At 58.9% G+C, this 23,867-nt stretch carries 26 protein-coding genes; 13 read left to right on the forward strand and 13 right to left on the reverse strand.

Annotated elements, in window-relative coordinates; genetic code table 11:
- Positions 1-437 precede the first annotated feature (437 nt).
- The 4 genes from QY049_RS15420 to QY049_RS15435 all read left to right on the forward strand — a co-directional run bounded on the left by QY049_RS15420 (position 438) and on the right by QY049_RS15435 (position 4,075).
- Positions 438-1,106: a DUF6088 family protein gene (locus tag QY049_RS15420; RefSeq protein ID WP_128929578.1), complete on the forward strand. Its 669-nt coding sequence runs from the start codon at positions 438-440 to the stop codon at positions 1,104-1,106.
- Positions 1,107-1,115: 9 nt separating this feature from the next.
- Positions 1,116-2,147, forward strand: coding sequence for a nucleotidyl transferase AbiEii/AbiGii toxin family protein (locus QY049_RS15425; protein ID WP_232995576.1), 1,032 nt, complete (start codon positions 1,116-1,118; stop codon positions 2,145-2,147).
- Positions 2,148-2,441: 294 nt separating this feature from the next.
- Complete coding sequence (locus QY049_RS15430; protein ID WP_050631493.1) at positions 2,442-2,648, forward strand: hypothetical protein; 207 nt, start codon at positions 2,442-2,444, stop codon at positions 2,646-2,648.
- A 245-nt stretch (positions 2,649-2,893) separates the two neighbouring features.
- Positions 2,894-4,075 (forward strand): radical SAM protein, encoded by a 1,182-nt coding sequence (locus tag QY049_RS15435; protein WP_128929577.1) that lies wholly within the window; start codon positions 2,894-2,896, stop codon positions 4,073-4,075.
- Here the strand turns inward: QY049_RS15435 and QY049_RS15440 are convergent.
- Genes QY049_RS15440 through QY049_RS15450 form a run of 3 tightly spaced genes read right to left on the reverse strand, consistent with a single transcriptional unit; the run spans position 4,050 to position 7,245 of the window.
- Positions 4,050-5,768: a hypothetical protein gene (locus QY049_RS15440; protein ID WP_128958738.1), complete on the reverse strand. Its 1,719-nt coding sequence runs from the start codon at positions 5,766-5,768 to the stop codon at positions 4,050-4,052. The genes QY049_RS15435 and QY049_RS15440 overlap by 26 nt on opposite strands.
- Positions 5,765-6,196 carry a hypothetical protein gene (locus QY049_RS15445; protein WP_128969537.1) on the reverse strand — a complete coding sequence of 144 codons (432 nt, stop codon included), beginning with the start codon at positions 6,194-6,196 and terminating at the stop codon, positions 5,765-5,767. Before QY049_RS15445 ends, QY049_RS15440 begins: the two co-directional genes overlap by 4 nt.
- A gap of 50 nt (positions 6,197-6,246) precedes the next feature.
- The gene (locus tag QY049_RS15450) at positions 6,247-7,245 is read right to left on the reverse strand and encodes a hypothetical protein (RefSeq protein ID WP_128929574.1); all 999 of its coding nucleotides are present in this window, start codon (positions 7,243-7,245) and stop codon (positions 6,247-6,249) included.
- 157 nt (positions 7,246-7,402) lie between these two features.
- Here QY049_RS15450 and QY049_RS15455 point away from each other — a divergent pair, with 157 nt between their 5' ends.
- Positions 7,403-7,984 carry a hypothetical protein gene (locus QY049_RS15455; RefSeq protein ID WP_128929573.1) on the forward strand — a complete coding sequence of 194 codons (582 nt, stop codon included), beginning with the start codon at positions 7,403-7,405 and terminating at the stop codon, positions 7,982-7,984.
- A 617-nt stretch (positions 7,985-8,601) separates the two neighbouring features.
- On the forward strand, positions 8,602-9,498 hold the full coding sequence (locus QY049_RS15460) for a hypothetical protein (protein WP_128929572.1): 897 nt from the start codon (positions 8,602-8,604) through the stop codon (positions 9,496-9,498).
- A gap of 28 nt (positions 9,499-9,526) precedes the next feature.
- Here QY049_RS15460 and QY049_RS15465 read toward each other — a convergent pair whose 3' ends face one another.
- The 3 genes from QY049_RS15465 to QY049_RS15475 are packed head-to-tail and all read right to left on the reverse strand — an operon-like array spanning position 9,527 to position 12,805.
- Complete coding sequence (locus QY049_RS15465; RefSeq protein ID WP_128929571.1) at positions 9,527-9,979, reverse strand: Mov34/MPN/PAD-1 family protein; 453 nt, start codon at positions 9,977-9,979, stop codon at positions 9,527-9,529.
- Positions 9,976-11,727, reverse strand: coding sequence for a ThiF family adenylyltransferase (locus tag QY049_RS15470; protein ID WP_128929570.1), 1,752 nt, complete (start codon positions 11,725-11,727; stop codon positions 9,976-9,978). Before QY049_RS15470 ends, QY049_RS15465 begins: the two co-directional genes overlap by 4 nt.
- Complete coding sequence (locus QY049_RS15475) at positions 11,657-12,805, reverse strand: cyclic GMP-AMP synthase DncV-like nucleotidyltransferase (RefSeq protein WP_128929569.1); 1,149 nt, start codon at positions 12,803-12,805, stop codon at positions 11,657-11,659. The genes QY049_RS15470 and QY049_RS15475 overlap by 71 nt, the downstream gene beginning before the upstream one ends.
- Positions 12,806-12,997: 192 nt before the next feature.
- Here QY049_RS15475 and QY049_RS15480 point away from each other — a divergent pair, with 192 nt between their 5' ends.
- The 4 genes from QY049_RS15480 to QY049_RS15490 all read left to right on the forward strand — a co-directional run bounded on the left by QY049_RS15480 (position 12,998) and on the right by QY049_RS15490 (position 15,888).
- Positions 12,998-13,981 (forward strand): CBASS cGAMP-activated phospholipase, encoded by a 984-nt coding sequence (locus QY049_RS15480; protein WP_164934236.1) that lies wholly within the window; start codon positions 12,998-13,000, stop codon positions 13,979-13,981.
- 164 nt (positions 13,982-14,145) lie between these two features.
- The gene (locus tag QY049_RS15485) at positions 14,146-14,577 is read left to right on the forward strand and encodes a hypothetical protein (RefSeq protein ID WP_210214793.1); all 432 of its coding nucleotides are present in this window, start codon (positions 14,146-14,148) and stop codon (positions 14,575-14,577) included.
- Positions 14,481-14,789, forward strand: a complete 309-nt coding sequence (locus QY049_RS39025) for a hypothetical protein (RefSeq protein WP_210214794.1) — start codon at positions 14,481-14,483, stop codon at positions 14,787-14,789. The genes QY049_RS15485 and QY049_RS39025 overlap by 97 nt, the downstream gene beginning before the upstream one ends.
- On the forward strand, positions 14,770-15,888 hold the full coding sequence (locus tag QY049_RS15490; protein ID WP_128929567.1) for a hypothetical protein: 1,119 nt from the start codon (positions 14,770-14,772) through the stop codon (positions 15,886-15,888). The genes QY049_RS39025 and QY049_RS15490 overlap by 20 nt, the downstream gene beginning before the upstream one ends.
- Positions 15,889-15,900: 12 nt before the next feature.
- Here the strand turns inward: QY049_RS15490 and QY049_RS15495 are convergent, their stop codons facing one another.
- A complete protein-coding gene (locus QY049_RS15495; RefSeq protein ID WP_128929566.1) occupies positions 15,901-16,353 on the reverse strand; it encodes a hypothetical protein in 453 nt (150 codons plus the stop codon).
- Here QY049_RS15495 and QY049_RS15500 point away from each other — a divergent pair.
- Both QY049_RS15500 and QY049_RS15505 read left to right on the forward strand, forming a co-directional pair.
- Positions 16,352-16,945, forward strand: coding sequence for a hypothetical protein (locus QY049_RS15500; protein WP_128929565.1), 594 nt, complete (start codon positions 16,352-16,354; stop codon positions 16,943-16,945). The genes QY049_RS15495 and QY049_RS15500 overlap by 2 nt on opposite strands.
- A gap of 266 nt (positions 16,946-17,211) precedes the next feature.
- On the forward strand, positions 17,212-17,481 hold the full coding sequence (locus QY049_RS15505; protein WP_128929564.1) for a WGR domain-containing protein: 270 nt from the start codon (positions 17,212-17,214) through the stop codon (positions 17,479-17,481).
- A gap of 297 nt (positions 17,482-17,778) precedes the next feature.
- Here QY049_RS15505 and QY049_RS15510 read toward each other — a convergent pair whose 3' ends face one another.
- The 5 genes from QY049_RS15510 to QY049_RS15530 all read right to left on the reverse strand — a co-directional run bounded on the left by QY049_RS15510 (position 17,779) and on the right by QY049_RS15530 (position 21,874).
- Positions 17,779-18,339 (reverse strand): DUF6527 family protein, encoded by a 561-nt coding sequence (locus tag QY049_RS15510; protein ID WP_128929563.1) that lies wholly within the window; start codon positions 18,337-18,339, stop codon positions 17,779-17,781.
- A gap of 9 nt (positions 18,340-18,348) precedes the next feature.
- Complete coding sequence (locus QY049_RS15515; protein ID WP_128929562.1) at positions 18,349-19,953, reverse strand: phosphotransferase; 1,605 nt, start codon at positions 19,951-19,953, stop codon at positions 18,349-18,351.
- On the reverse strand, positions 19,907-21,106 hold the full coding sequence (locus QY049_RS15520) for a ThiF family adenylyltransferase (protein ID WP_232995573.1): 1,200 nt from the start codon (positions 21,104-21,106) through the stop codon (positions 19,907-19,909). The genes QY049_RS15515 and QY049_RS15520 overlap by 47 nt, the downstream gene beginning before the upstream one ends.
- 146 nt (positions 21,107-21,252) lie before the next feature.
- The gene (locus QY049_RS15525) at positions 21,253-21,636 is read right to left on the reverse strand and encodes an E2/UBC family protein (protein WP_082847948.1); all 384 of its coding nucleotides are present in this window, start codon (positions 21,634-21,636) and stop codon (positions 21,253-21,255) included.
- On the reverse strand, positions 21,623-21,874 hold the full coding sequence (locus tag QY049_RS15530) for a multiubiquitin domain-containing protein (protein WP_042336969.1): 252 nt from the start codon (positions 21,872-21,874) through the stop codon (positions 21,623-21,625). The genes QY049_RS15525 and QY049_RS15530 overlap by 14 nt, the downstream gene beginning before the upstream one ends.
- 455 nt (positions 21,875-22,329) lie before the next feature.
- On the opposite strand from QY049_RS15530, the gene QY049_RS15535 reads away from it, so the two are divergent.
- Positions 22,330-22,746 (forward strand): hypothetical protein, encoded by a 417-nt coding sequence (locus QY049_RS15535; RefSeq protein WP_128929560.1) that lies wholly within the window; start codon positions 22,330-22,332, stop codon positions 22,744-22,746.
- A 374-nt stretch (positions 22,747-23,120) separates the two neighbouring features.
- Here QY049_RS15535 and QY049_RS15540 read toward each other — a convergent pair whose 3' ends face one another.
- Positions 23,121-23,861: a hypothetical protein gene (locus QY049_RS15540; RefSeq protein WP_232995572.1), complete on the reverse strand. Its 741-nt coding sequence runs from the start codon at positions 23,859-23,861 to the stop codon at positions 23,121-23,123.
- Between the last annotated feature and the right edge of the window lie 6 nt (positions 23,862-23,867).

Here is a 23,867-nt window from a genome sequence, read left to right on the forward strand (position 1 = left end):
CGCCTCAGGGCGAGCCGTTCTATTGGGAATATATTCTAGATGAGAACAAAACAGGATCAAGCGCCAATTGGCTGCGCAGGCTGGTGGAATAACCCTGTCGTTCCATCCAGGCAGCATCGACCAGAAGCCCCTGAGGGAGAGTCCTTTCGAGCTTGTTTAGCTTTCTGTCCTTTTGCTCAGCCATACTAAGTAAATTAGCACTTTTCCAAACCAACCCGAGGGAATCCTCTATTTTACGTAATCTGACTGGGCAAAGACGCCGAAACAGCCGGAAATCTCGCGATGGCTCCTGGAAGAGGCCCATCGCGTGGTGCTTCGCTGCTCCGATATGTTCCGGCGCCGAAATTAGACGGCCGTAAGGAATATGAGTCATATTTCTTACGCGGTCTTGACTTTGTAAGATTTAAGGCGCAAATTTCTTACAAGGGAACCGTAAAATGGCTAGCACAGCGAACCAGATATACGATCGGATGAGCCATGACCCTCAGCCGAGCAAGGTATGGACCGCACGCGATTTTGCGGACACCGGCACTCGATCGGCTGTCGACGTCGCCCTCCACCGCCTCCGGAGTGACAACCGCATCAGGCGCATCGACCAAGGTCTCTACGATCTTGCTCGCACCAACCAACTGACGAAGAAGATTTCGCCACCGGACTACAAGTCGGTGATTCAGGCGGTCGCGAGACGGGACGGCGCCAAAGTACTGGTCGACGGAATAACCGCCGCCAACAACTTGGGACTTACCAACGCCGTCCCGGCGAAGGTGGTCGTGTGGACGGACGCCCGCGTGAAGCCGATCCAACTCGACCAAATGGTCATCGACTTCAAGAAAGTCGCGCCAAGTCGACTTCTGTGGGCTGACCGCCCGGCCGCGCAGTTGGTGCAAGCTCTGATTTGGCTGCGCGACGTTCTTCCTTCGGATGGCGACAAGATCGCAAAGCGCCTCAAGTCCATCCTGAACGACGGCGACGACGGGCACCGCATGCGAAAGGATTTGCAGGACCACTTGGGTGATCTCCCCGACTGGCTCGTTCCTATCGTAAAAGATATCCTCAAGTCCGACGCAACGGCGCCAGATCCGCTCCCGCCGATCCGCGGCCAATGAGATGCGATCATGACCGACCTGCCGCAGATCATTCGAGCAAGCGCTGAAGACCGGCGGGGACTGTTCCAACAAACCGGACAGCGTCTCTCGTGCCCCCCGGAGAACATCGAAAAGGACTTTTGGGTCTGTTGGATCCTCGACGCGCTCTACAACAAGGCGGGCATCGAGCAGCGTCTGCTTTTCAAGGGCGGCACGTCACTCTCGAAGGCCTTCGATCTGATCCAGCGGTTCTCGGAAGACATCGACATCACCGTATTCCGCGACGACCTGCCCGGCGAAAACTTCCCGTCAGATGACGATCTCCGCGCGATGGGATCGAACGAACGCAAGCGAAAGCTTGACGAAATAAAGGAGCGGTGCAGCAGTTTCATTAACGGCGAATTCCAGAACGCGCTGACGAACTTCGCCGCTGGTGAGCTCGAAGGACTGACGTTCAAGATCGAGCCCGATCCGGACGACCCCGACGCTCAATCCCTGCTCTTCCACTATCCAAGCGCATTCGCGGATTCCGACGAGCGGTACGTCCGACGCGTCGTGAAGATCGAATCCGGCGCTAAGTCGGCGCTCGATCCGCATGAGACGAAAACGATCAGTCCATATTCTGCCACCGACACCGACGGCCTGGACCTCACCGTGCCAAACGTGCTGACGATCAAGCCCGAGAGGACGTTCTGGGACAAGATCATCATCCTACACGGACAGCGACACTGGTTCCAGAACAGAGGGGAGCTCTACAAGGACGGGCAGCGATTGTCGCGCCATTACTACGACATATTCCGGCTTCTGACCTCCGAACACGGCGAAGCCGCACTTAAAGATCTGGAGCTCGCGGAAAGCTGCGTTCGCCATGCCCGCCTCTACTTCAACCGGAAGCCTCTCGATCTCGACCAGGCGACTCCCGGAACGTTCGGTATCGTACCGGTCGACGGCATGCTCGAACCTTTGAAGGCGGACTACCAGAAGATGGCCGGCATGATCTTCGGAGGATCCCTTCTTTCGAGGATATCCTCGGCAAGATTAAAGCAGCCGAAGCGACCTTGAACGCCACCTGACCAAAGTCTCAATCGGTCCTCCACCGGCTACAACCCTGCCGATGGACTTGCCGACGTGCCTGCCGTCGGCGGCCGTCGCGAAGTCGGGTACCCACATCATCGGCGAAACCCGGTGGAGCGATTGAAAACGAGTTCGCTGGACGCTTAGCCTCGATACGGCTTCGATGCCAGGCGCACGCCGCCGTCAGGGATTCCTAAGTTCGGACGGGCAAAAGGCTGCACTTGACGATTGCGAAGAATGTGCGACCATAGGTTGTTCACGGAAACGGGGCGGGAGGAAGCCATGGCGCGAAAGCCGACCAAGAAGCCGAAGGTGAGCTTGATCGTCTCCGACGACAAGGACGTAAAGTTGAAGGTCCGACCCGGCAAGCTGCACGTCGTTCAGGTCGAAACTATCACTCCGGATCTGAAGAAGGCCGGTCGCGTCGGTGCTCGGCTTTGCGGGTACGGCACGAATATCTGCCTCGCCATCGTCGATATCGACAAGTGACTGCAGCGCGGCATCGTCTGCGATCATCGCGCTACAACTTCTGCGTCCCGCTAGGCGACGACAACGTCCTGTACAACGCGGGTACGGGCGCTTCGGTTCGGCTGTCGGGCCAGGACGCGCGCGAGCTTGCGCAGCTGCTTTGCGGTCCTCCGCGGAGGGTCGCCGCCAAGACGATCCCGCGTACGCTCCTCGCCACACTACGGCGAGGGGGCTTTCTCGTCGACCACGAATTCGACGAGCTAGACATGATCCGCGAGCGCTATTGGCATGCGCGTGGACGGACGCCTATGGTCATCACCCTCACGACGACGCAGGACTGCAACCTGGGTTGCTACTACTGCTACGAAGAGAGATCCCGCGATGCTCTCGCAGAAGGCGATGTTCCGGCGATAGTCGATTGGACCCGACAGCGCCTTGTCGCGTCGGGTAAGGACAGCCTTCACGTCGACTGGTACGGCGGAGAGCCGCTCCTCAACGTCGATTTCATCGATGCAGCGTCCGCTGCGCTTCAATCGTTATGCAAGGAGATCGGGGTAAGTTACTCCGCTTCCGTAATTTCGAACGGGACATGCTGGCCGGACGACATCGCCGGCTTCGTGAGGCGACACCGCCTCCGGCAGGTGCAGATTTCCTTTGACGGCCTCAAACCGAACCACGACAAGAGACGCCGATATAGAAGGGGCAGGGCGCCCGATCCGTCTGTCTCCTCGTTCGATCAGGCGACCGCGGTGGTCGACGGATTGCTCGAGGTGGTACGCGTCGACGTAAGGTTCAATGCCGATCACGGAAACCAATGCGATTTGGACGGCTTCATCGCCTTCTGCAAGGACCGCGGCTGGTTCGACAGAGCGTTTCCGTGCGTTTTTCAACTCGCACGGATATCCGACTTTTCCGAGCGCGCCGGATTTCTTAGCCGCACGAAGCTTTCTGAGGAAGAGTTTGAGAGACTTCGCGAACGGTCCCGGCAGATGGTCCCCGACGAAGCAACTCTCGACGAAACCACAACCCGCTCGCTCTATCCTTTGCCAAGGACCTCCGTTTGTGCAGCGCTGGCCAACGATTCGATCGTGATCGGAGCGGACGGCAATCACTATCGGTGCGGGCTTCAAGTGGGCGAGAAGGACCGCCCCGTCGCCATCCGCCGTGCCGGAGGCGACATGGTGCCCGGCCGCGATGCGGCCTGGTGGACCGGCTTCGACCCAACGCGGCAGCCCAATTGCAGCCGCTGCTCGTTCCTTCCGGTCTGTTGGGGCGGCTGTCCGAAGAAGCACTTGGAAGGCGACTCGCATTCCTTGCACGAGCAGAGCTTGTACTGGCGCAAAGCTTTGCCGCAGAAGATCGCCTGGCAATTCGGAGTGGCCCTCCAGGAAAGCGAATTCACATTCGCCGAGTCCGACCAGTTTAGGCCGGCTTCTCTCGACCCTTGATGTCCACCTGGTTCGGTACCGACAGCTGGACCTCGAATGGATGTCGAGTCCAAAGCTTTGGCAGAGACAAATGGTCCCTCCCGCAACTGCATCGCGTCGACAGCCGCAGAGCAGAAGTGCGCCTGCGACCGCAGTCCAGACATCGACAAACTAATGCAAACAATATTGCATAAGCGAAGATCAGAGGCGCGCAGAATGCCAGCACGCCGATAGCGAACTGAAGGCTCGATAGGCTTGCGATGGTGAACGCTCCGACCACCAGAATGGCGGCAACCGCGTCACCTATAGCGCTCCATTTGCCCGGCCTTGTTTCGCCGGTTGCGGCGATGCGGACGCCGTTCAGGAAGGCGAGCAGGCCGAGGATGGCGGCCGTCATGAGCGCGATGCGAGCACCCCCGATCAGCGTTCCGCTCCAAATCCGATCGGCGATCTGGTCGAGCGAAAATTCATGACGCCAGCCGTATAGGACTTCCAGCACGATGCGCGGGATCTGTGTGGCTAGACCCGCGACCAGAGCGTAGATCGGAACGAACAGGGCGTACCGACGTGGGTCCAAAAGCAGACCCAAACCCAACCTTGCAAGATCAGCGCGCAGAACGGCATACAGGAAGAGGCCGGAGGCGACAGTCAGGCCGAAATTCCAAGCCTCTCTCGCCACGCCGAAAAAGTCGCGCCAGCCCGCCGTCAGCAACAATGTCAACGGCTGCAAGCCCGACATGACCAACGGATACAGGATCACCGAAATCAGGATCAGGTCACGATTTCTGATCACGCGGGTTCGTGCGGCCGGATCAGGATGCAGATTGAAGAAATCTTTGAAGGCGTCGAACGGCCGGAACGCCGGCGGCTGCTGGGCGGCGAAGACGTCGGCCAAGGCGTCCGTTCCGGCAAGTTGGGAGCCGCGGAAATCGTGGATGTGCTCGCGGCGAACGACGAAGAAGTATGAATAGACGAAAACGATCGCGCTCGAGAGGATCAGAACCGCGAACTGGGAGGACAGGCCGGCAAAGATAGCGCCATCGAAGACCGGAATGAAGCCTCCGAAAGGGGGATGGCTGCCGATGCCTCTGCGATCGATGAAACCGAGCACCAGGCAGAATATCGCGACCGCCCAGCCGAGCGTTCGAAAATGCAGGAGGATGCCGCGTCTTGCCCAAATTTCAAGCCAGGTTTCGCCAAGTTCGAGGTGCGATACTTCATGCCCAATCATGGCTTCGAAGGCACGTGGTTGATCGCGTTGTCTAGCACGCTGATTGAGACCGACGACGACCGCATCGCCGGACGGCGTCACGCGTTCTCTGGCTTCCAACGCGTCACCGTTCTTCGGAGTGTACAGGAGGCGAGGCTGCGAACGCAGGGTCGAACGTGCCGCGATCTGCTCCAGCGTTGATCGGATGGGATCGAAGGACGGGTTCACGGCAAGTCGTTCTAGTTTCGACGCGGCATTCGTTCCGTTTCGCCATCGGTACAGCGATGCAGCTGCGATGACGATCGCGCCAAGCACGGTCAGGCCGATCATCGAAAGCACGACGTTCTGATGGATGACGTCGCCCATGTACCGTATCGGGTAGCCCTCCCATAATTTTGCGAGAAAAAGATACTGCAGACAAACCGAGATGATGATCGCCGCCGCGGCGGGGCCGTCGGAAATGCCGAGGCGGCGCAGCAAACTCCTGGGATGGGTCCCCTTCATTTCTTCGGGCCAACCTTGGCAAACAGCTTGGCGAAACCGGCCTCGAGTTTAGCCTTCTCGGCCGCGGAGAAGCGGCTCTTATTGATCGCCGACGACACTTCCTTGCGAAGCTTCTCCACGTCGTCCTTCCTGGCACGACGATCCAGCACCCGATCGAGCAGGGACCCTATGGCCGTCTTTACTCTGTCCTTCACGACGTCCTTGGCGACGTCCCCGAAGAACGCCAGAAGAAACGGAGCGACCATGGCGGCGAAAGTCGCGACTTCGGCCCCGCCGATGAAGCGGCCCTCATCCTGTGCGTCCGCGCGATGCCATTCTTCCACCAGCGCATCGAAGCCGTCTTCCACGACGAACGTGTCGTCAGGCTCGACCTCGGCGACGATAGCAAGGGCCCATTTCTTGAGGTTTTCACTATTCACTTCCGTCATGATCTCTCTCCAAGGAAAGGCAGTGCAGGTGCCGCCATCGACATGGTCCGTCAGCAATTGTTGCCGGAATGCTGCGGCGCGGCAATGCACAGCCGAGCAATAGGTCTGTCGGCCAGAGGATCGTTGAGAACAAGGCCGGGTGGGCGGCCCCATTCGACCTGCTGAAGGAAGGGCAGGTTCACCTCCGCCTTGGAGTTGCAGGCTTTGAGGGGAGCCACTAAGGCCGAGTTCGAGTGGCTCCAGCCGGCGAAGTCGACCGAAAAGCAATATTCTCGTGGCATCTGCTCCGTACTGTCGTCGATTGTAGCCAAAAGAGTATTTATCGACCGGCTTCCCTGCGGAGTGATCAGCTTCCCACCGACCATCAGCCTGTATTTGATTCCAACGAGGATATCCGCGATGTCCGAATGTACGGTTTGTCCACTCCATTCGATGACCGTGCGTACCCGGTTCTTACCGCGATAATTCCGGTTGCTCGCGACGTCGTGGAGATCGTCGGCACTGAAAGTCACGCTCCGGACGTCCGCCAATACCGCCTTCTTGCTCGTTCTCGCATTCGTGTCGACGTTCTCTAGGAAAACGCTGACGCTTTCGGTCAGCCCCTTCGCATCCCATTCGACCTTCACCAGATCGAGAACGGTCAGCGCGAGGTCGGCGTTCGCACGTGCGGCAACGGGCGGTCTGGCCACGATTGACAGGGGCTCAGGCCTTGCGATGAGCCAAATGCCGAGGCCGACGAGTGCGGCGCAGACTAGAAGCACTATCAAGGTCAAGACGTTATGGAGAATGACGATGAGGCGGATCAGTTTCACGTCCTGATCGTTCACCACACTGCGGACGGCCGTGTCCCGTTCGATCAATTGACCGATGCGCGTCGGCGTGAGCGATGCGTAATCCTTGATGTCGACATTTGGAGCGGCGCGCAGCTTATCGACGACGCCCTTCATGAGGTCACCGCCGATGCGGTACTGGCCGGCCCAGAGATAGACGAAGAAGCCCACGATGCCGAGAACGGCTGGCAATCCCTTCAGAAAAACGAATGCATCCACGTCGATTGTCTCCGCACGGTAGAATTTTGCTCAATTTTCGCTTGCAGGACAAGTCCGGCGCAATCTAAGTGAATCCATGGTCGCGCGGGAGGAAAGGCTGCGACATTCGTGCATGGTATTAGATTTTAACGGAGATTTGTGAGGGGCGTGGGGACAGATGAGCGTTCACAAGATTCGCTATGTAGTCCGGCCGCCCAGCGCCTGCCCAAAGGAGTTGCTTTCCGGCATAAGTCCCGGCGGCCAATGCGAGGTGGATACCGATTTCGTGGCCGCATGTGCCATCGGAGAGCTCCTTCAGACCGGTGGCGGATCGAGCAGGCCATTGGCCCTGCTGTTCGAAGAGCTCCTCGTCCCCGGCGGAGACGGACTCATTTGGAAGGGCAAGGGGCCTGGCCGCGGCAAGGAGATGCGGCGCGCGTTTTCGGGGTTGTTCGGGCGATTTTTCGCCCGGGCTTACCTCGCCCGATACCACGGTTTCGATTGGTTCACACCGATCGACGGAGATCCAACGAACGTCTCGAAGCGTCTGCGTGTCACCAGACTAGCCGGAAAGGGGACCGAGCTTCCGGATTGGATCTGCGGCTCCGGATCGGGTCGAGTTGCGGTCGCCGAGGCAAAGGGTACCAGTCAGGCATCGAACGGCACCGGCACCGGGTTGCCTGGTCCTATAAAAACTGCCGACGGCCAACTCAAGGGAGTCGTGGTCGAGAGATTGCGGAACGTGGCCGGGAAGGAATAGCTGGACCGCGGTTCGCGCAAAGGGCTGGGCGGTCATGTCGCGTTGGGGGGTCGAAATCCCACCACGAGGTGCTTTCCTCTACGTGCTGGATCCGGACACGCACGGCGAACCCCCGTCGGCCCACGAACGGGACGATATAGTTCAGGACATTGCCCGGGCTCATGTCGGCTACCTTCTGGCCGGCATGGGGTTCAGCGAGATGGCATCGCAGCTCTTGGCGGAGCACGTTGCCGGCGGCAACAGGCCTCTGGAGGGAGCGTTCCTCGGGTCTGACGGTGAGGACTCCGCCACCTATCTAGGCGTACCCGTTGGGCCGCTTGGCGTGCTGCCGTTTCCCCTCGGTCAAGCTCAGACCCTCGCCCAAGCGATGCCGAACTCGATCCGGTTCGTAGGGGTCGATGCGGATGTCATCCGGAGAGCTCTCGCAGGCCAACGCCTCGACGCGAGGGCGCGCCGCAGCGACGGACCGGTTCAGATCGGCGGAGACGGTCTGCTCTATGCTCCGATAGATCGCGTTGCGCCGCGTTCCTTGGCGATCTGACGGAAGGACGATCCCTCTCGTTCGATAGATAGGGCAGGTTCCGACACTTGGAGCTCGAAGACAACCGAGGACTGAAATGCCCCAGCCAGAATGGGAGCGATACAAGATTGCCGACAAGTACGCCGAACTCACTACCGTGCGGCATATCGTGCACCTGCCTGTCGCCCGCCGGATCATCGAGGACGGACGGATAAAGTCCGGGCTTGTCTTCGACAAGAGCCGGCTCAACAAATCACGCATCAGCGTCACCTGGCTGTCGGCCAATAATTGGTCGCTGGGGTCACTCTATGGGACCGTCGAATTTCAGTTCGATTGGGAGAAACTCGTCAAACACAAGAAGATCTACTGGGTCGAGGCGATGCCGAACTACCACCCGCCGGCCTTCCGTTTTCTCATGGCGTTCGAGGATATCGCTTCGCCGTTGGTGACGAAGTACGATCCGGAGAAGGATGACGGCCCATTGAGGCGTGTCGACGGGAAGTGGCGGTGGCATCCGGATTTCTGTTCAGAGTTTATGGTTGCGGATGATTTTCCGTTGTCGGACATCTCGGGATTGGACTTCGTCCGGCATCACCAGAATTACTGTCGAACCAAGCCGGATTGCTTCGAGAAAATCGCAGACCCCTCGCCTCAGACGACGTCAGGCAAGCTTTTGTCCTACGTTCTGGCGCATGGAGTCCACGCCTTGGACAAACACATGCAACCGGATGGCAGCGGAAGGAATCGGCTCCTCGACATGGCCAGCGCCTGGTTGTCGATCGGTTTCAATCAGGTGGAATATGCTGGATCGGTCGCCTCGAACGAGGATTGCGATTCCGTCATGAAGGGCGCATTGGCGCTCTTCGCAGTCGATAAAATGGATGACGGCAAGAGGCTTTTGAAGCTGATCGCAGGAAGCGCGCAATCTGTTTCCGCACTCACTAGGCTGATCCGAATTCATTTCGGCTCGCCTACCTGGGACTTCGGCTTGTGATTTGCGGGAGATCAGCGCTTGCGCCGGCTCAACCGATCTTGCCCATGGCGACGAGGTGCCCGTCGGAGCCGATCTCACAGTACGTCGCGGCTGTACCGACTATGATGAATACCAAAGGGTCGGACTTGTGCCTTCGCAACTGCTTGCGCCACGACCGCCGGTCGACCCAGGACGGCGTTGGATGCCGCTCGGGATGGGTGTGCCACTCGCCCACGAAGTTCACGGCCCCTCCACTTTCGAACCACTCTCTGCTCGCGATTTCCTGATGGCCCTTGTCCTGCCGCACGAATCCGAAGCGGGTGCGGCGGTCTTCCGGCATCGGAGTCGTGCACTTCAATACTTCGACGTGCGGGCCTCGGTAGCGTCCCAAAAGTATGCCGCCGGCCTCGCGATCCGACTCCGGCGGAGCCGCGAAGCGCGCGAGCTCTTGCGCGACGGCGTCGGCGAGGGTCACCAGACGGCCCTTCGCGAGAAAGATCATGCGCTTCCGCCGCAGGCGGGACACTTGACGACCCGCTTGGGATTGCCGTCCTTCACCTCGTTGGCGGTCCGATGATCCATCGTGAGAGACCGCCAGCGATGACGCTCGCCGTTGTTCGCCCAATCGAGAACCATGTCGCACGCGAGGCCGGCCGCGCTAGCCGCCCGCGACACGGGGAAGGGGATGTAGTGGGCGTCTCCGCACGCGAGATTCCGGGCGGTCTCGATTTCCACTCCCTCGCGTAGCAGCCGGAATCTCTTCTCGCCTGCGAGCTCAACCTTCAGACACTTGAAGCAGGCGAGATCGGGATCGTGCGACATGAAGCCGACGGCGGCGGCACCGTTTCCTTCGAGCCAAGTATAGAGGATCGGCGGGAAGTCAGGACGCTTTCTTACGGCGTAGTCGTTCAGCGCGATCGACAGCGCTTCTTCGCCTGTGGCATCGATGCACAGGTCGTACCGCTGCAGGATTGCCAGCTGCTTCATGATCGAATCGCAGCTGAACCCGATGTCCAGGTGCGGCAGCTGCTGGCCCAGAAAATCGGCGCAGGCTTCGGCCTTGTTCCACGTGAGATACGGCGCGCCGAGGAGGTGCCGGCCGAGATTCGCGCCCTGGAGTTCGTCGTCGTCGACGAGCATCAATCTTCCGCCGCCGGCGCCGGCACCGCTTTGAGCCAGGTGCTGCGCAAGAAATCCGCCGACCGTTCCGCATCCGATCAGCAGGATGCGCTTTCCTGCGAGGTTCTTCATGTGACCGAGATTCCTCGAAAAGACATAGCCTTCATCGGCGGGGACTCCCACATAGCCCGAAATTTCGACAGCGGCCGGTATCCGATCGAGCGTTCGCGCGATGCTGGCTCGCCTGTTCTTCAGGAATTCCGGCGTCCGATAGGGTTTGGCGATCTCCGCCGATACGAAGAACCTTCCGTTCGGCGCGGACAGGCAGATCCATTGGATGTGGAGATCTTTCGTCCTGGCGAACGCCGCTTCGATCGATCCGAGCGCATTGGGGGCCATTTTCTTCAGCCAGCCGTTGAGCTGCGCCAGATCCTTGGGCGGCCACGGCAGCTTCGGATCGAACGAAAGCGGCGGCACCAGAATTATCGGGCAAAGGATACCTGGACCAGGATCCTTCACGGTGTTCCTCCGGTGCAGCTTCGCGAAACTTGTTTTGTCGTGGGAGACGACGATGGTTTTGTGCTCCGGATCGCGGTCCAGCCTGAGGATGTGGACCTTCGCGTCGCCTTCGAAAGAAGGGGGCAGATCGACCAAGACCTCGCCGTCCGACCAGTAGCCGCCGAACTCCTCGGCGAGGTCGTCGACCAGGCGGCCCCTTACGGCGTCACGCAGCACCTGGTCCGCACGCTCGAGGCACTGGATGATGGTCTCGGCGGGCTTGTAGCGGTCGAGCACGACGCTCTTGCGGTCGAGATAGCAGAACGTGCCGTCCGAGCGGAGCACATGCGGGACCTGCCCCTTCGATCCCGCTTCCGGGTCGGTCAGGCAAATGACCGGAGGCCTGATGAAGTCGAGGTCGTCGACGGATACGACCGCCGGGACCTTGAGTCCGGTCTCGTCGAGAAGGCCGATGTAGTGAAGGCCACGACGCGAAAAGTCGCGCCGGAAGTTGCGCTGACTGAAGGCGTCGTGAATGCGCCGGACAGAATCGTCGTCCCGCTCAGGCACTGGTCGATTTGCCGACCGTGGGGGCGGCGGCGATCCTCGGAGCATGCGAGCGTATCTCGGCATGCGCGGCCTTGGTGACGTCGACGAGATCGATCTGATCCGGAATGCGGTCACCGAACAATGCGGTCAGCCTTTCAATGGCTTCTTCGGGATCGAAGCACTTCTCGACGATCTCTGTGAGCTCCGCATCGAACTTCTTGGCCATGTCGATCGCGATACGGCGGCTGGCCGCACTCAGTCTGCCGTCGACGCGCTCGTCGCGGTCGGTGGGATTGTAGACCGGGCCTTCCAGCAGGCGCGGAAGACGTTCGGCGATCCGCAGCAGCGCCAGGTCGTCACGGCCGGGAACGTTCGGACGGCCGAGGTCCTCGCACGCTTCGAAGGCGCACACCATCAGAAGGATCGACGATACGTCGTCGAGATGGGGGCGGTGGTGGTCGCGCCAGGCCTTCAGGTACCGGCAGACGCGGCGAAGCACCGGACCATAGATCTTGATGGCCTCGACGAACCAGTCCCGGATCTTGCGCGGATCCGACGAGATCCAGTCGTGCTCGCGATGGGCGAGCAGGACGCAGTCCGACGGCAGCGCGTCCCAACGATCATCGCTGTCGACGCGCGCATCGCGGGCCATAGCGTCGAACGACTTCATCTGCTTCTCGAGCTTCTCGAATTCCGCATCTGGAATCGCGTACAGCGGCACGTCGATGTGCGAGTTCGACGAGATCACCAGCCGCGAGCAGGTCGGCTTCTTCCCGAACTGCCAGCCTTCTTCCTTCGCGAGCTTCTCGAGCGCGGCGTCAACCACCTTGAAGAAGGCGGTAGCGGCGACGGAAGGCCGCTGTACGCCCTGGATAAACGTCATCGGGAGGTAGGCGCCGTCGTCGAGGTCCATCTGCTGCGGCGGGGTCCAGCACGGATCGTTGATGGTCCGATATGCGAAGCTGCCCTGCGTGAAAAACCGGGGATGGACTGTCACGCCGAGCTCCTGCTTGGTCAAAGCCGCGAACGTCTTGCGCAGGCAATCTCGAACCTTCTCGCGCGCTTCCATGAGGCACGCGCGGTCGGTATCGGCGATGTTCAGGTTCTTCAGGAAACACGCCGCGTCGCCAGACGCGTGCAGCACTTTCGAGACGTTGGCCATGGCCGATCTCCATCTGGAAAAGCGAGGGAGATCTAGACGGTGGACAATGCCCTCCAGTCGCACAACCGCGCGAATCAGACTCTATCTTGAGAGTCCACTAGATTGTAGAACAGAAAATGAACATTTCATACGGGATTCCCGAGCCTCGGTGGATCTCCGATGCCACAGCGTGCTCCGAAACTAGAGATTGCAATGACTTTTCAGATACTTGCTCTCAGCGGCGGTGGCTTTCGAGGCCTGTTCACAAGTTCGGTCCTGGCGCGCCTGGAGGAGCAGGCAAAGCGCCCCCTTCACGAATGCTTTGACCTGATCTCGGGGACATCGGCAGGCGGCATTATCGCCCTCGGTCTGGCGATGGGAAAGAAGGCCGAGACGATTCAGGAGATGTTTCTCAAGCACGGGGAAGAGATATTCCCCCGCGGGGAGACGCCGAAAAGCCGGCTGGCGCAAATGCAGGCCCGGTGGTTCGAGTGGCGACATCCCAAGTACGACGGTACGGTGCTCCGGAGCAAGATCGAGGGCGTGCTCGGCGCCGACGCCAAGCTCGGCGACGCGAAGACGCGCGTGCTTGTTCCGACGGTCAACATGACCAAGGGAAGCGTCCAGATGTTCAAGACCGCGCATAATCCGAGGTTCATGACCGATTACAAGGTGAAGGCCGCGGACATCGCCATGGCGACGGCGGCCGCGCCGCTGTACTTCCCGATGGCCGAGATCGGGAACAGCTATTTCATTGACGGCGGCGTGGTCGCGAACGCACCTGACCTTTGTGCGCTGCACGAAGCTGTCCAGTTCCTGGATCAAAAGATCGAGGACGTATCGGTGATGAGCATTGGCACGACCACCAGCAAATTCTCGCTGCCGACGTCGGCGGGACGCAATTTCGGCCAAAGGGACTGGCTCGAGAACAACCGGCTTCCATCGACCATCATTTCCTCGCAGCAACAGCTGGTCGATTTCATGCTCAAGCATCAGCTCGGCGATCGCTACATCAGGTTCGACGAGCAGCCCTCCGCCGAGCAGATTTCCGATCTCGGGATGGACCTCGCGACCGAGAGCCGGCGGAAGACCCTGCTAGGGATGGCGGACGGTTGCTATCAAGCGCTGTGCAACGATAGGCGCGTCATCGATATGTTGGCACATCGGCCTACCAAGCCGACGTTCTATCACGTGTGAACTACGCAAGAGGGATCCAACGCGTAACATCGGCAGATTGCCTGAAGGCCGCGAGCAGGTTGAGATGCGAGCTACTCGTGGGGCCGGAAAGCTAGTGCGGGATCATCGAGGTTAAAGTTTCGGTCAATGTGTCGCAATCGAGATTTGCCAAATGGAACGTTGAAGTGAAACAACACGACTATTCGTTGCACGGTGGACTGAACCGAGCCAAGGTCGGACGCTACCTAACGTTGATCGCCGCGTCGGTATCGGCTGCGATCGTTTTCACGCTGCTTTCCGTGGTCGACGTGGCGAACCGCTTCGGGCTCAATGTCAACCTGCCACCATCGGTCCTTTCCCTCGTCGGTGCGGGCATGGTCTTTGCGGCGCTCTATTGGACGCTCGATCGGTACGCGTGGCGATGGCCCTTTCTGAATGCGGCGCTGAAGGTCCCGGATCTCGCTGGGAGCTGGTCCTGCGAAGGACGAAGCCTCAAGCCCGACGGGAGCCTCGGCTACGCATGGAGGGCGACCCTCACGATCTTTCAGACCTGGGACAAGATCCGAGTGAGGCTGAAGACGGATCAATCGGGCTCCGACAGCATTGGGCAGCCCTGATCTGCGACGACGCAGAGGGATATAGGCTTCTGTACAACTATCGGAACGACCCGGCTATCGGAGAGGTGGACTTAAGAAGCCATCTCGGTTCCTGCATGCTTATTTTCTCGAAAGATCTGGAATCAGCAGAGGGCGAGTATTTCAACGGTCACGGCCGCTTCACATTTGGCACGATTAGTTTGAAGAGGGACCATGGTAAGGGACATCAATAGTCGACTGAACAAACTGCGCCTGCGTCGCAGGGGCGTCGACCGTCTTGGAAAACTCAACGAGGCTTCCCGCAAGGAAGTGTTGTCGAAGAGCTTGGCTGCGGAAAGCTGGCAGAATAGGGCTCCGTCGCATGCTTACACGCGATATGCGCTTGGCGCGATGCAGGAGGTGGGACCTGAGTACACCAGAATCAGTGTCGAAACGGCCGAGCGCGTGGGCAACCAAATCCAGAAATCCATCGATTCGGTCGAATTTCGGCTTCAGGGGTCGGTGCCCCTCAACGTCCATATCCGGGGAGTCAGCGACGTCGATCTGCTCGTGCTGGAGACCGGTTTCCTCATATTCCACTCGTCGGGGCCCGCGGCAGGCACCTATGTTCCCACGGCGCGCAACTCGCTTGGAGTGCTAGGCGAACTACGTTCCTCGATCGAGAAGATCCTGCCATTGAACTTTCCAGCCGCCGACGTCGATACGTCCGGTGGGAAGGCGGTCGCCGTTTCTGGAGGGTCTCTGGCGCGACCGGTGGATGTTGTTCCGTCCCACTGGTACGATACCGTCGTCTACCAGCAGTCTAGACAGATTCACGACCGAGGAGTTGTTATTCTCGATCGCAAAGTGCCGAAGACAATCGAGAACTTCCCATTCAAACACATAAAGCTGATCGAAGATCGTTGCAGTTCGTGTCTCGGCGGCCTGAGGAAGGCCATACGGCTCTGCAAGAACGTCAAGGCTGATGCGGTCGAGGAGGGTACCAAGATCAATTTCCCCAGCTTCGACATAGCCGCTACCATGTATCACGCGGATCAGACGGCCTTGAAAATCGGATATCTCTACGAGTTACGGGTCCTCGCGGAGGTGCAGCGACATTTGGATTACCTGTATCACAACCCTGAAGAAGCAAAGAAGTTGCGCGTCCCGGACAGCTCCCGGTTCATTTTCGACACACAGGAGAAGTACGAAGGCATGAAGGCGCTCTCACATGAAATCGATGATCTCGTGAAGAACGTCGCCAAGGAGCAGAAGCCGCAACTGACGTTCGATCTGGGCATACCCTGGGGGGTGGCGCGAGGCGCCATCGAGTCGATCGAGATACCGAGTTAAGTCGTCGGGCCGCTAAAGCCTATTGACGCTGCCGCGTTCGAATCTCCACGTCGTGCCCTTGGAGACCAGGTAGAGAGCCAGGATCCCGGGAACGAGGGACATCGCCACGCAACTGTTGAACGCCGATCCTTTGTTGACAGGTGGGGGTATCTCTGAGGGGGGAGGGAAGAGGCGGTAGGACCACCCCGTGATGGTACAGCGCGAATGATGATCTACGGCAGCCATGATCGCTCCATCGTGAATCGCCTCGTTAAAAGCGATTGCTGCTCGCACGGTCTCCGCAAAATTCTGGTCGAGGAATTGGCCCACCTCGGGGGAAGGATCGCGCGGCATTGGCTCGGCGAAACGTGGTAGGTTATTCTGATGGTAGAGACAGCAAATCAGCGGATCGAAAGCTGCTGGACGTCCAGCCAGAATCCTGAAGATTTCGTCTATTCCAGTCATCGCGGCTTCGGTCTTCGACATGATCAACTTTCTTCAGACCCGGCTTCTATTTACGATAGTCGTCTGTCTGGCGATAGCGATATTCGCAGGGTTGAAGTTTGCCGATGTATTCACCGGCAACACCTACGAAGACGTCTGGATATTCTCCAGGTATGTCTTTGGCATACCTGCTGCTCTTGCTGTCGTCATCTACGGGGCATGGCGTGCTATCCCGATACTTCAGCGTATGACATTCCCCTATTTGGGTGGCCGGTGGACCGGTGTGCTGCGCTATGGTCCACCCGACAGGCAGGAGCTCAGGGATGCCACGCTGACGATCCGACATCACTTGAGCGGGATGTCTCTTGTCCTCGAAACCAGGGAATCGACCTCGACTACGCTGGCGGTTGTAGCCACACGCGATCCTACCGGCACGCAATACCATGTGTACTACGTCTTCGAGAATCGACGGAAGGCTGAGTACACTAAGCCTGGGCTTCCTACGATTTATCGAGGCGTGGCTATAATGAGTGTTGGGATGTCGGGGACGAAGACTTTAAGCGGTGAATATTTTACGGACCAGCCGACAAATGGCATCGCCGAGTTCAAACTGGAGAGGCACGCCTGGTTTTAGGCGACGATGCCGCGCCCGATCTTGCGATCGGCGGGTGTGGGCGCATCCATGACCGGGCTGTACCGCTAAAGGCCTCGCAATCGATTGGGCGCAGTTGTCGACGCAACGGCATAAGCTCTATCGGGCGGCGCTTGACGGGGTCATCGGCGGAAAGCGGATACGCTTGGCCTCGGCGTTTGTTGCCACAATGAAATTTCTGAATCTTAGGCCCTGATCGGTTCATTTATTTAATTGGACGGTCGATTCGGTAATTGCGATTCTGGCGCATGTCCGAACTCACCGTGCAATATCTCGTGCTCGAGCGTCGCGATCCGGCCCGTAACATGGCGCGGTTCTATGTGCTCACGATCGAGCCGACGCTGTTTGGCGATACGGCATTGGTGCGTGAATGGGGGCGCCTCGGTGGGCGCGGTCGACGGCGGCTCGATTTGTTCGATGGTCACGCGCAGGCCGTCGAGGCCCTTGAGTGTTGGCTCAGGCGAAAAACCAGTCGTGGTTACGTCCAGCGGCACTCGTCAAGCTGTGACCCGGCGTGAGATGCTGGGCTGGACGAAAAGCCGAAATAAGTATATCAAAGTAATCTAAGGTCGTTTCAGTCCTATTCGCAAGAATTGCAAAAGTATTCCATAATCTTCATTATGCGAATCCAAGTAATCCTAGCCGATCACAACCTCTTTTAGTATCGAGCATTTGCAGAACGAGCTATTTGCCAGCGCAGCAATTCAACCCAACTTGCCCTGCCCCAACGCGCTCTCGTGCTGATCAATCAAGTGACGAGTACGCGAGCTGACTATTTTATCTTCGATATTCGCAGCCGTTTGAAGCAAACGTTCTCAAGCCGTGAAGTCGACCTTGTCCGTCCTTCCCAAGGCCGAACGTAAACGGAAGTGGCTTCTCAGCTTGCCAGTTCCCTCCTCGGCCACCCGCTTGCGAGCGAGGGTCCGACAGGCCTCCAGAACGTCCCAAGGGATCTCTCCGAGGTCATCGGCGACCTCGACAAATGACCGCCAAGCGGCGGACGACAATCGTTTCGACACTGGCTCGAGCAAATCGTCCAATGCAATACCAGCGTCTGTTTCCGCATCATTGTCTGATCCGAACAGATAAATACGTCCGCGCCAGATGATGTAGTGACTTTGACAGCCGGTATCGCGCCAAACAGAAGGAAACACACTCATTTTTCCTCCTTCCGCATTGTAGATACGCCAGGCGGGCCCACTTCTTGGATCGAGGTTGACTGGAAATCGTTCGCCGCAACCGCAAGGACAGGACAACACAAGCCAACGTGGACCACCGCGGTTGACCAGGACAGCATCGCCGGGTTTCGACAGGTGCTGGTCCGCCTCGCCTCGTGAAGAAACCTTCGCCCGAAAGTTGAGAATGACGATGCCCATGAATTCGCCTCACTGCGGTGCGAAGTTGTTGTTGAGAATGCGCTCTGCTAACACGTACGCAGCGGCGCGACGCTCATCCTCAGGACCTTTCAGGTTTGGATCTTTGGCCGCCTTGTTCAGAAGGGCCAGTGCAAGAGCCGCTCCGTATTGATCTGCTGACGCGACACGCGCGGCATAGTGCCGGATCTGTCGCACGGCTTCGTGAAACCAGCGATGCGGATCGCGCGGATCACCGTGCCCGAGCAGCATGTCGAGCGGCTTACCACCATACGGTTGCTCAATCGACCTCCACCACTCATCGAAGGACCAGAGCTCATGATTATCGAAGGCATCGACCAATAGGCTGGCCTCCAAGGTCGCTATGTCCCACACCAGCGGTCCATCCTGATTGGCATAGAAGTCGATGACGAGCGCCTCGTGCCCCCTCACCTGAACATTGTCGACGTGGAGATCGCCATGAATCTTTGCGAATAACACCGGAGAACTTGCGCAGTATTCGAACAATGTAAACAGTCGATCGCGGTCGCATCTCGAGCCGATCGATCGCGCCCTTTGCATCCGGCGCCGGTCAAATTGCTTTGGAAAGCGCGGACCCAGGGTCTGCGAAAGTGGCGTATCTCGGCGTTCGATATTTCGATACCACGCTTGCAGCGTTCGATCGAACAGGCACGATATTGCCGGCCCGGCCCGGCCGCTCCGTGCGGCAAGCCTTAGACTCTCGCAGGATTCGATGAGATCGCCGACCAGCACACCGCGTGTCGATCCGAGACAGCATAAATCGTAGTTCAATCGCGGCCCGAGATTGAAAGGCACGTATTTCTCGACATTCAATTGGTAATTCTGAAATTCTTGAAAGATCTTGCTGCGATCACCGAGTTTGACAAAACGCGGCATAGTATGAAAGGCGCCGAAGACCGGGTAGGCACGGTATACGGCAGCCCCGGACCGGCCTTCGGTCATTGGACTGAAATGCACGGCCGTGTAACCTCTGAATGCGCGCTTCAGAAGGACTTGGCCAACACCAGCGTCGTTCTCTCCAAACTCGCATTCGGGAGCGAAGCTGAAACTGACAGACTCTTGTACGGCCTCGCCGGGGAGATGCCGAACCAAGAAGTTGGCCGCTTCCGACCAATTGGCAATGGGCGACAAGATGGTGACGTGCGGCAGCGGGGGGAGAGGCATCGGATCGCCCAATGATCTCTGCCACGTGAACTGATTGCGCAGGACGTCGCTCGGAAGGTTGCTGGCAAACACACGCGCCTCTTCCAGACATCTATACACTTGCGGAAGACCAGCAACGCCGAACGGCACGACAAAGACGCGGCATTCGTAATCAAGCAGGTGCTTAAGGCAGCTTCGAACGATTCGCTGGAATCTTGATGGGTAATCTTGTTGCTGGACGATTACGACGGCGGCAAGGCTCGCCAACAGAGCAGGCTCCATCGGCTGAAAAGCGGTAATCTGCTGTTGTCTGATCGTGAGGCCGCGGTCTTGAAACGGCGCCTTAGCCTCAGCCGGGGGATCGGCGCCGATCCAGCCAACCTCCGACCGACCAAAAGCTGTAACGTCAACGATTGACATTTTGAGCGAGACGGCCTTGGAGAGCCAATCCATCGCCCCTTGCCAAAACGCCTGCCCGCGAGCAGACGATGCAGTCCTGGACGGGCTCACCCTTGACCGACCGGAGGCGACTTCTCAGACCATCATACAGAAGATGCCGCGCCGGCGATGGCACGCCGACAACAGCGGACAAGAACATGGTGATGGCGAGCGAGGTAATAGTGCTGTTGATCGAGATCACCGCGGGCGCAGGTTCACGAGCGCCGACGAGATAAGGATCCTGCTTGCGCTCGGCCTCCGACATCATGTCGCGGCGGACCTCGTTACCGTCCAAGAGGCCACCGCAGGTGAGGCAAGCCAATCCAGGCGACAGCATCTGGGCGCGGCCGGTAATGTGAGTGATCTTGCCCCCCTTAACGGCGATAACCGTCCCGATATCGATGCAAGGAATGAGATATTGATAAGCTAATTGCTGAAGGACGGCTCGACTACCGTGTGAATCGGTGCAGCAAAACAGCACATCAACGTCTCGCAATTTCTTTGCGGTTTCGACGAAGACGACGTTCTCTTGAAAAGAGGTGACTACGGCACGAGGTTGAACTGCGCGAATATATCGCTCGGCCACCGCGACTTTGGCCTGCCCCGTATCGGCAGATGCGGACCCTGCCAAGCGGTTCAAATTAGTCAGCTCGACGTCATCTGGATCAACTAGAACGAACTCCTTGACGCCGAGGTGAGCCAATTGCTGCACAGCCAGCGATCCCGTGCCACCAAGTCCCACGATCCCCACCCTGAGGCTTTGGAGGATGCTCTGCCCGGCACGACCGAAGGCCCGAACCTGCCGATCGTAAAGATCGGAAGGGTCGTGTGATCGACTGGGATCAAACAGGACTCGTCGATCATCCCCTACCGCAATCAGACGAAGATGTCGGTCGCTTCCAAGGTAGCGACATGCATACCCTCCGTCGCTCACAACAAGGGCCAGATGCTGCAAGTCAGGGGTTCGATGCCGAAAGAAGTGTGCGAGAACCTCCTCGCCCGCATCGTCAATGCGCGAAAACTCGGGCGCGGCCCTCCCGGGATGGCTATGCACAAACACCAGGCTACTTTTGGTCCGCGCAGCAATCTTTGCCCACCTGGCGATGAACGCAGGCCGCAGCTCTGCTTCGAGTTGGCTGCGCCGAGTGTAGTCGTCTTCAGCGGGCACTACGACCTCTCGCACCAACACCCTTGCACGACCGTCGGCCCGAGACGTTCTGCCGCACATCAAGACCAAGCATAACTCGGTTCGACCGCCCAGCACGGAGCGCCGGACGAAGTCGAGATCGGCAAAGGTGATGAGAAGATCGTCCACTATCGTGCGGGGTTTAGACGTTGCGCGATGACGTTGACATAGGTCAGCATGTTGTCGCGATTTGGATTCCAAGATTGCAAGTGCCACGAAAACCAAGTGCCTCGCGGCTCACCCCCTGGGACCGGATTGGCATCGTTCGAGGCGGTTGGAGCGCCGCCGTCCACCAAGCGAACAGGCCCCGGTTCCAACCAGAAGCAATCCGGTTGTGCCGAAGGATATCCCGGTGGCAGCAGAAAAATGACGGTCCCTTTAGCGATGCTCCAACCTTCTGGAAGATCGAATTCCGGAATCTCAACCAATACAGCTCCGTTGGACATCGGGGTTCGACGCGCCAAGGGAAAATGCTGTTGGAGCGCCGCAAACTGCTTATCAATGATTTCCATGTCCAAATGTCGCCGGCGGCACTGCAAAAAAATGCTTGATCCGATCGTTCAGGGGCACTGTATCTGGGTCAGCGATCGGACGATCCGGCGTGTCTCCCTGCTCTTCCAAAAAAAGCTGATAATTCGCTTCGATCTTGGCGATCCGCTTAATGTCGGCCCCGGAGAGATAAGAATGCTCGGTCTCGTATTTCACCCCATCAACGAAAAAGTGGAATTCCTTTTCTTTTTTGTCGTTCATGATCTCCTACCTGCTCCGGTGCGGCCTCCCGACGAAGACCGATGCGCATGCTATCAGCTAGAACAAATAAAGAACAGTGTCAAGGTCTTCTCCCCTTGGATCTTGCAGCTAGGTGCCTGTCAGTTGCGCCGAGTTCGTGCGGCTCAACGTGACTGGCGGCTACCAGCGAGTGGCGAAACGCCGCCGCTTCGCGCGGGCCTAGCTGCGTCCTGGATCGCGGAAGCAATCTAAGCGGCTGCTTGCGGCGCCGCGCGCGGGTGAATTCTTCAAGCTTGCACGTCAACTATCCTCAATCCCGACGCGGGCATGACCGTTCCGAGCTGGAGTGCTACGCCATCACCACGCCCGCACCTCCAAGACAAACCAACGAATGAATGGCGTGAGTCGACAGGAGGTCTCGAGTGCCTCTAAGATGTAGGGAAGTAAGTTCGCGGAAGCCGCGTACGGGTGGGGCAGTGAACTTCCAGGTGACGGTTCTCAAGGTGCTGGTCAGCTATCCGGACGGGTTCGCCGTCCTGGAGGACATCAAGCGCGATATGGCGATTCTGGCCACCAGCGGACGGGACTGGGCCGAACGCACGAAGCGATTGGCGGCCCGCGTGCCTGACCTGGATATCTTCTCCCAACGTCTCATCGAGCGAAGGAACGGCGGCTGGCGCATCACTGATAAGGGACGCGAGGTTCTCGCGGTCATGGAGGCGCGGCCCGCACCAGCTCAGCCAATGGAGCTGCCTGATGCCCGCGCGGTCGAGGAGCCGGCGCCAGCCACGACACTGTCGCCGATGCCGTCGATCACGCCGGTTCGACGCCTGCGCAAACAAACCCGACGCCAAGCGTTGCGGCAGTTGCAACGTGCGAGAGCTCGCTCGTGAGCAAAGGACGGGCCTTGGCTCCAGCATCGAAGATGATTGATTCGTATAACCTTCATTATGTAATATCCGAAGTTGAGTTTGCATCAAATTGTGTAGTCTGAAGTTGGTCCCTAAGTACCTGCTGTCGTCGGTTGCGTAGTCGCGTGATCCCCGCTAGAAAAGTCATCTTCAGCAAGGGTGCTCACAATGGACGACTATTCGGACGACATAAGACGACCGTTGTGGCCGCGTATCGAAGTGTATGCTGGCGCAGGTCGCAAGCGTCGGCCGGATGTTGGTGCTGGACGCTGTAGCGGAACCGTTGGAACGTTCAAAGAAGTGTGGGCCTCAGAGGCAGGCCTCGCGCAAGAACCGGCTTTGCGCAAGCCCGCCATTTAACCGATGGCAGCATCATTAGCCGTGAACACGGCGTCTACGCCGGGAAGCTGCGCATGCGCCAGCGTCGTGCAGGCCGTGTTGCGGTCCAGGATCAGCCGACGTGGGTCAGTAAGGCCGCTCGCAACGGCGTTGTCGCGAAATCCGAGCCGGCGGCGGGTCGTGCGCGGGTCGGTGCCGTCGATGAACGCTAAGTTCTTGCGTCCTTGCGCGACGAAGTGCCGGGCGACGGTATCGCCCGCCTGGTAGTTATCGAAACCGACGACTGCATCGATTGGAGACGATGGCAGCTCCCGTGTTTCACCTACGGGACTGCGTGCATGCCGCAGCAGGCGAGCGCCCTCCTCCGTTGCGGGTGATCCGACCATGATGATCGCCTCCGGCCGCCGCGACAGCAGTGCAGTCAGCAGGCGATCCTGCGAGGGGAGAGTCGTAGCGCGACTGCGCGAGAATGACTGAGAATCCGAGCGGTTCGAGCACTGACAAAGGCGCCTGCGCATGCCGAGCGTCGATACAGACCACTGGAAGATCAGCCCTACGAAGCTCGTGCCACAGCCAACTCGCCATCGTCCCGGTCTCAAAACAAATGCGCTCGGCGTGTGGAGCTCGCTTGCGGAGCAGTGCCGTGAGCGCCCGGGGTCGGACTTGGCCTTTCCCTCTAACAAGACCTGACCGACCTCGTCGAGCACACACACTGACGTTTCATTCTGCGAGACATCCAGCCCAACATATTGCTTCATAGCCCC

This window comes from Bradyrhizobium sp. WYCCWR 13022, assembly GCF_030435535.1.
Taxonomy (GTDB): Bacteria; Pseudomonadota; Alphaproteobacteria; order Rhizobiales; family Xanthobacteraceae; genus Bradyrhizobium.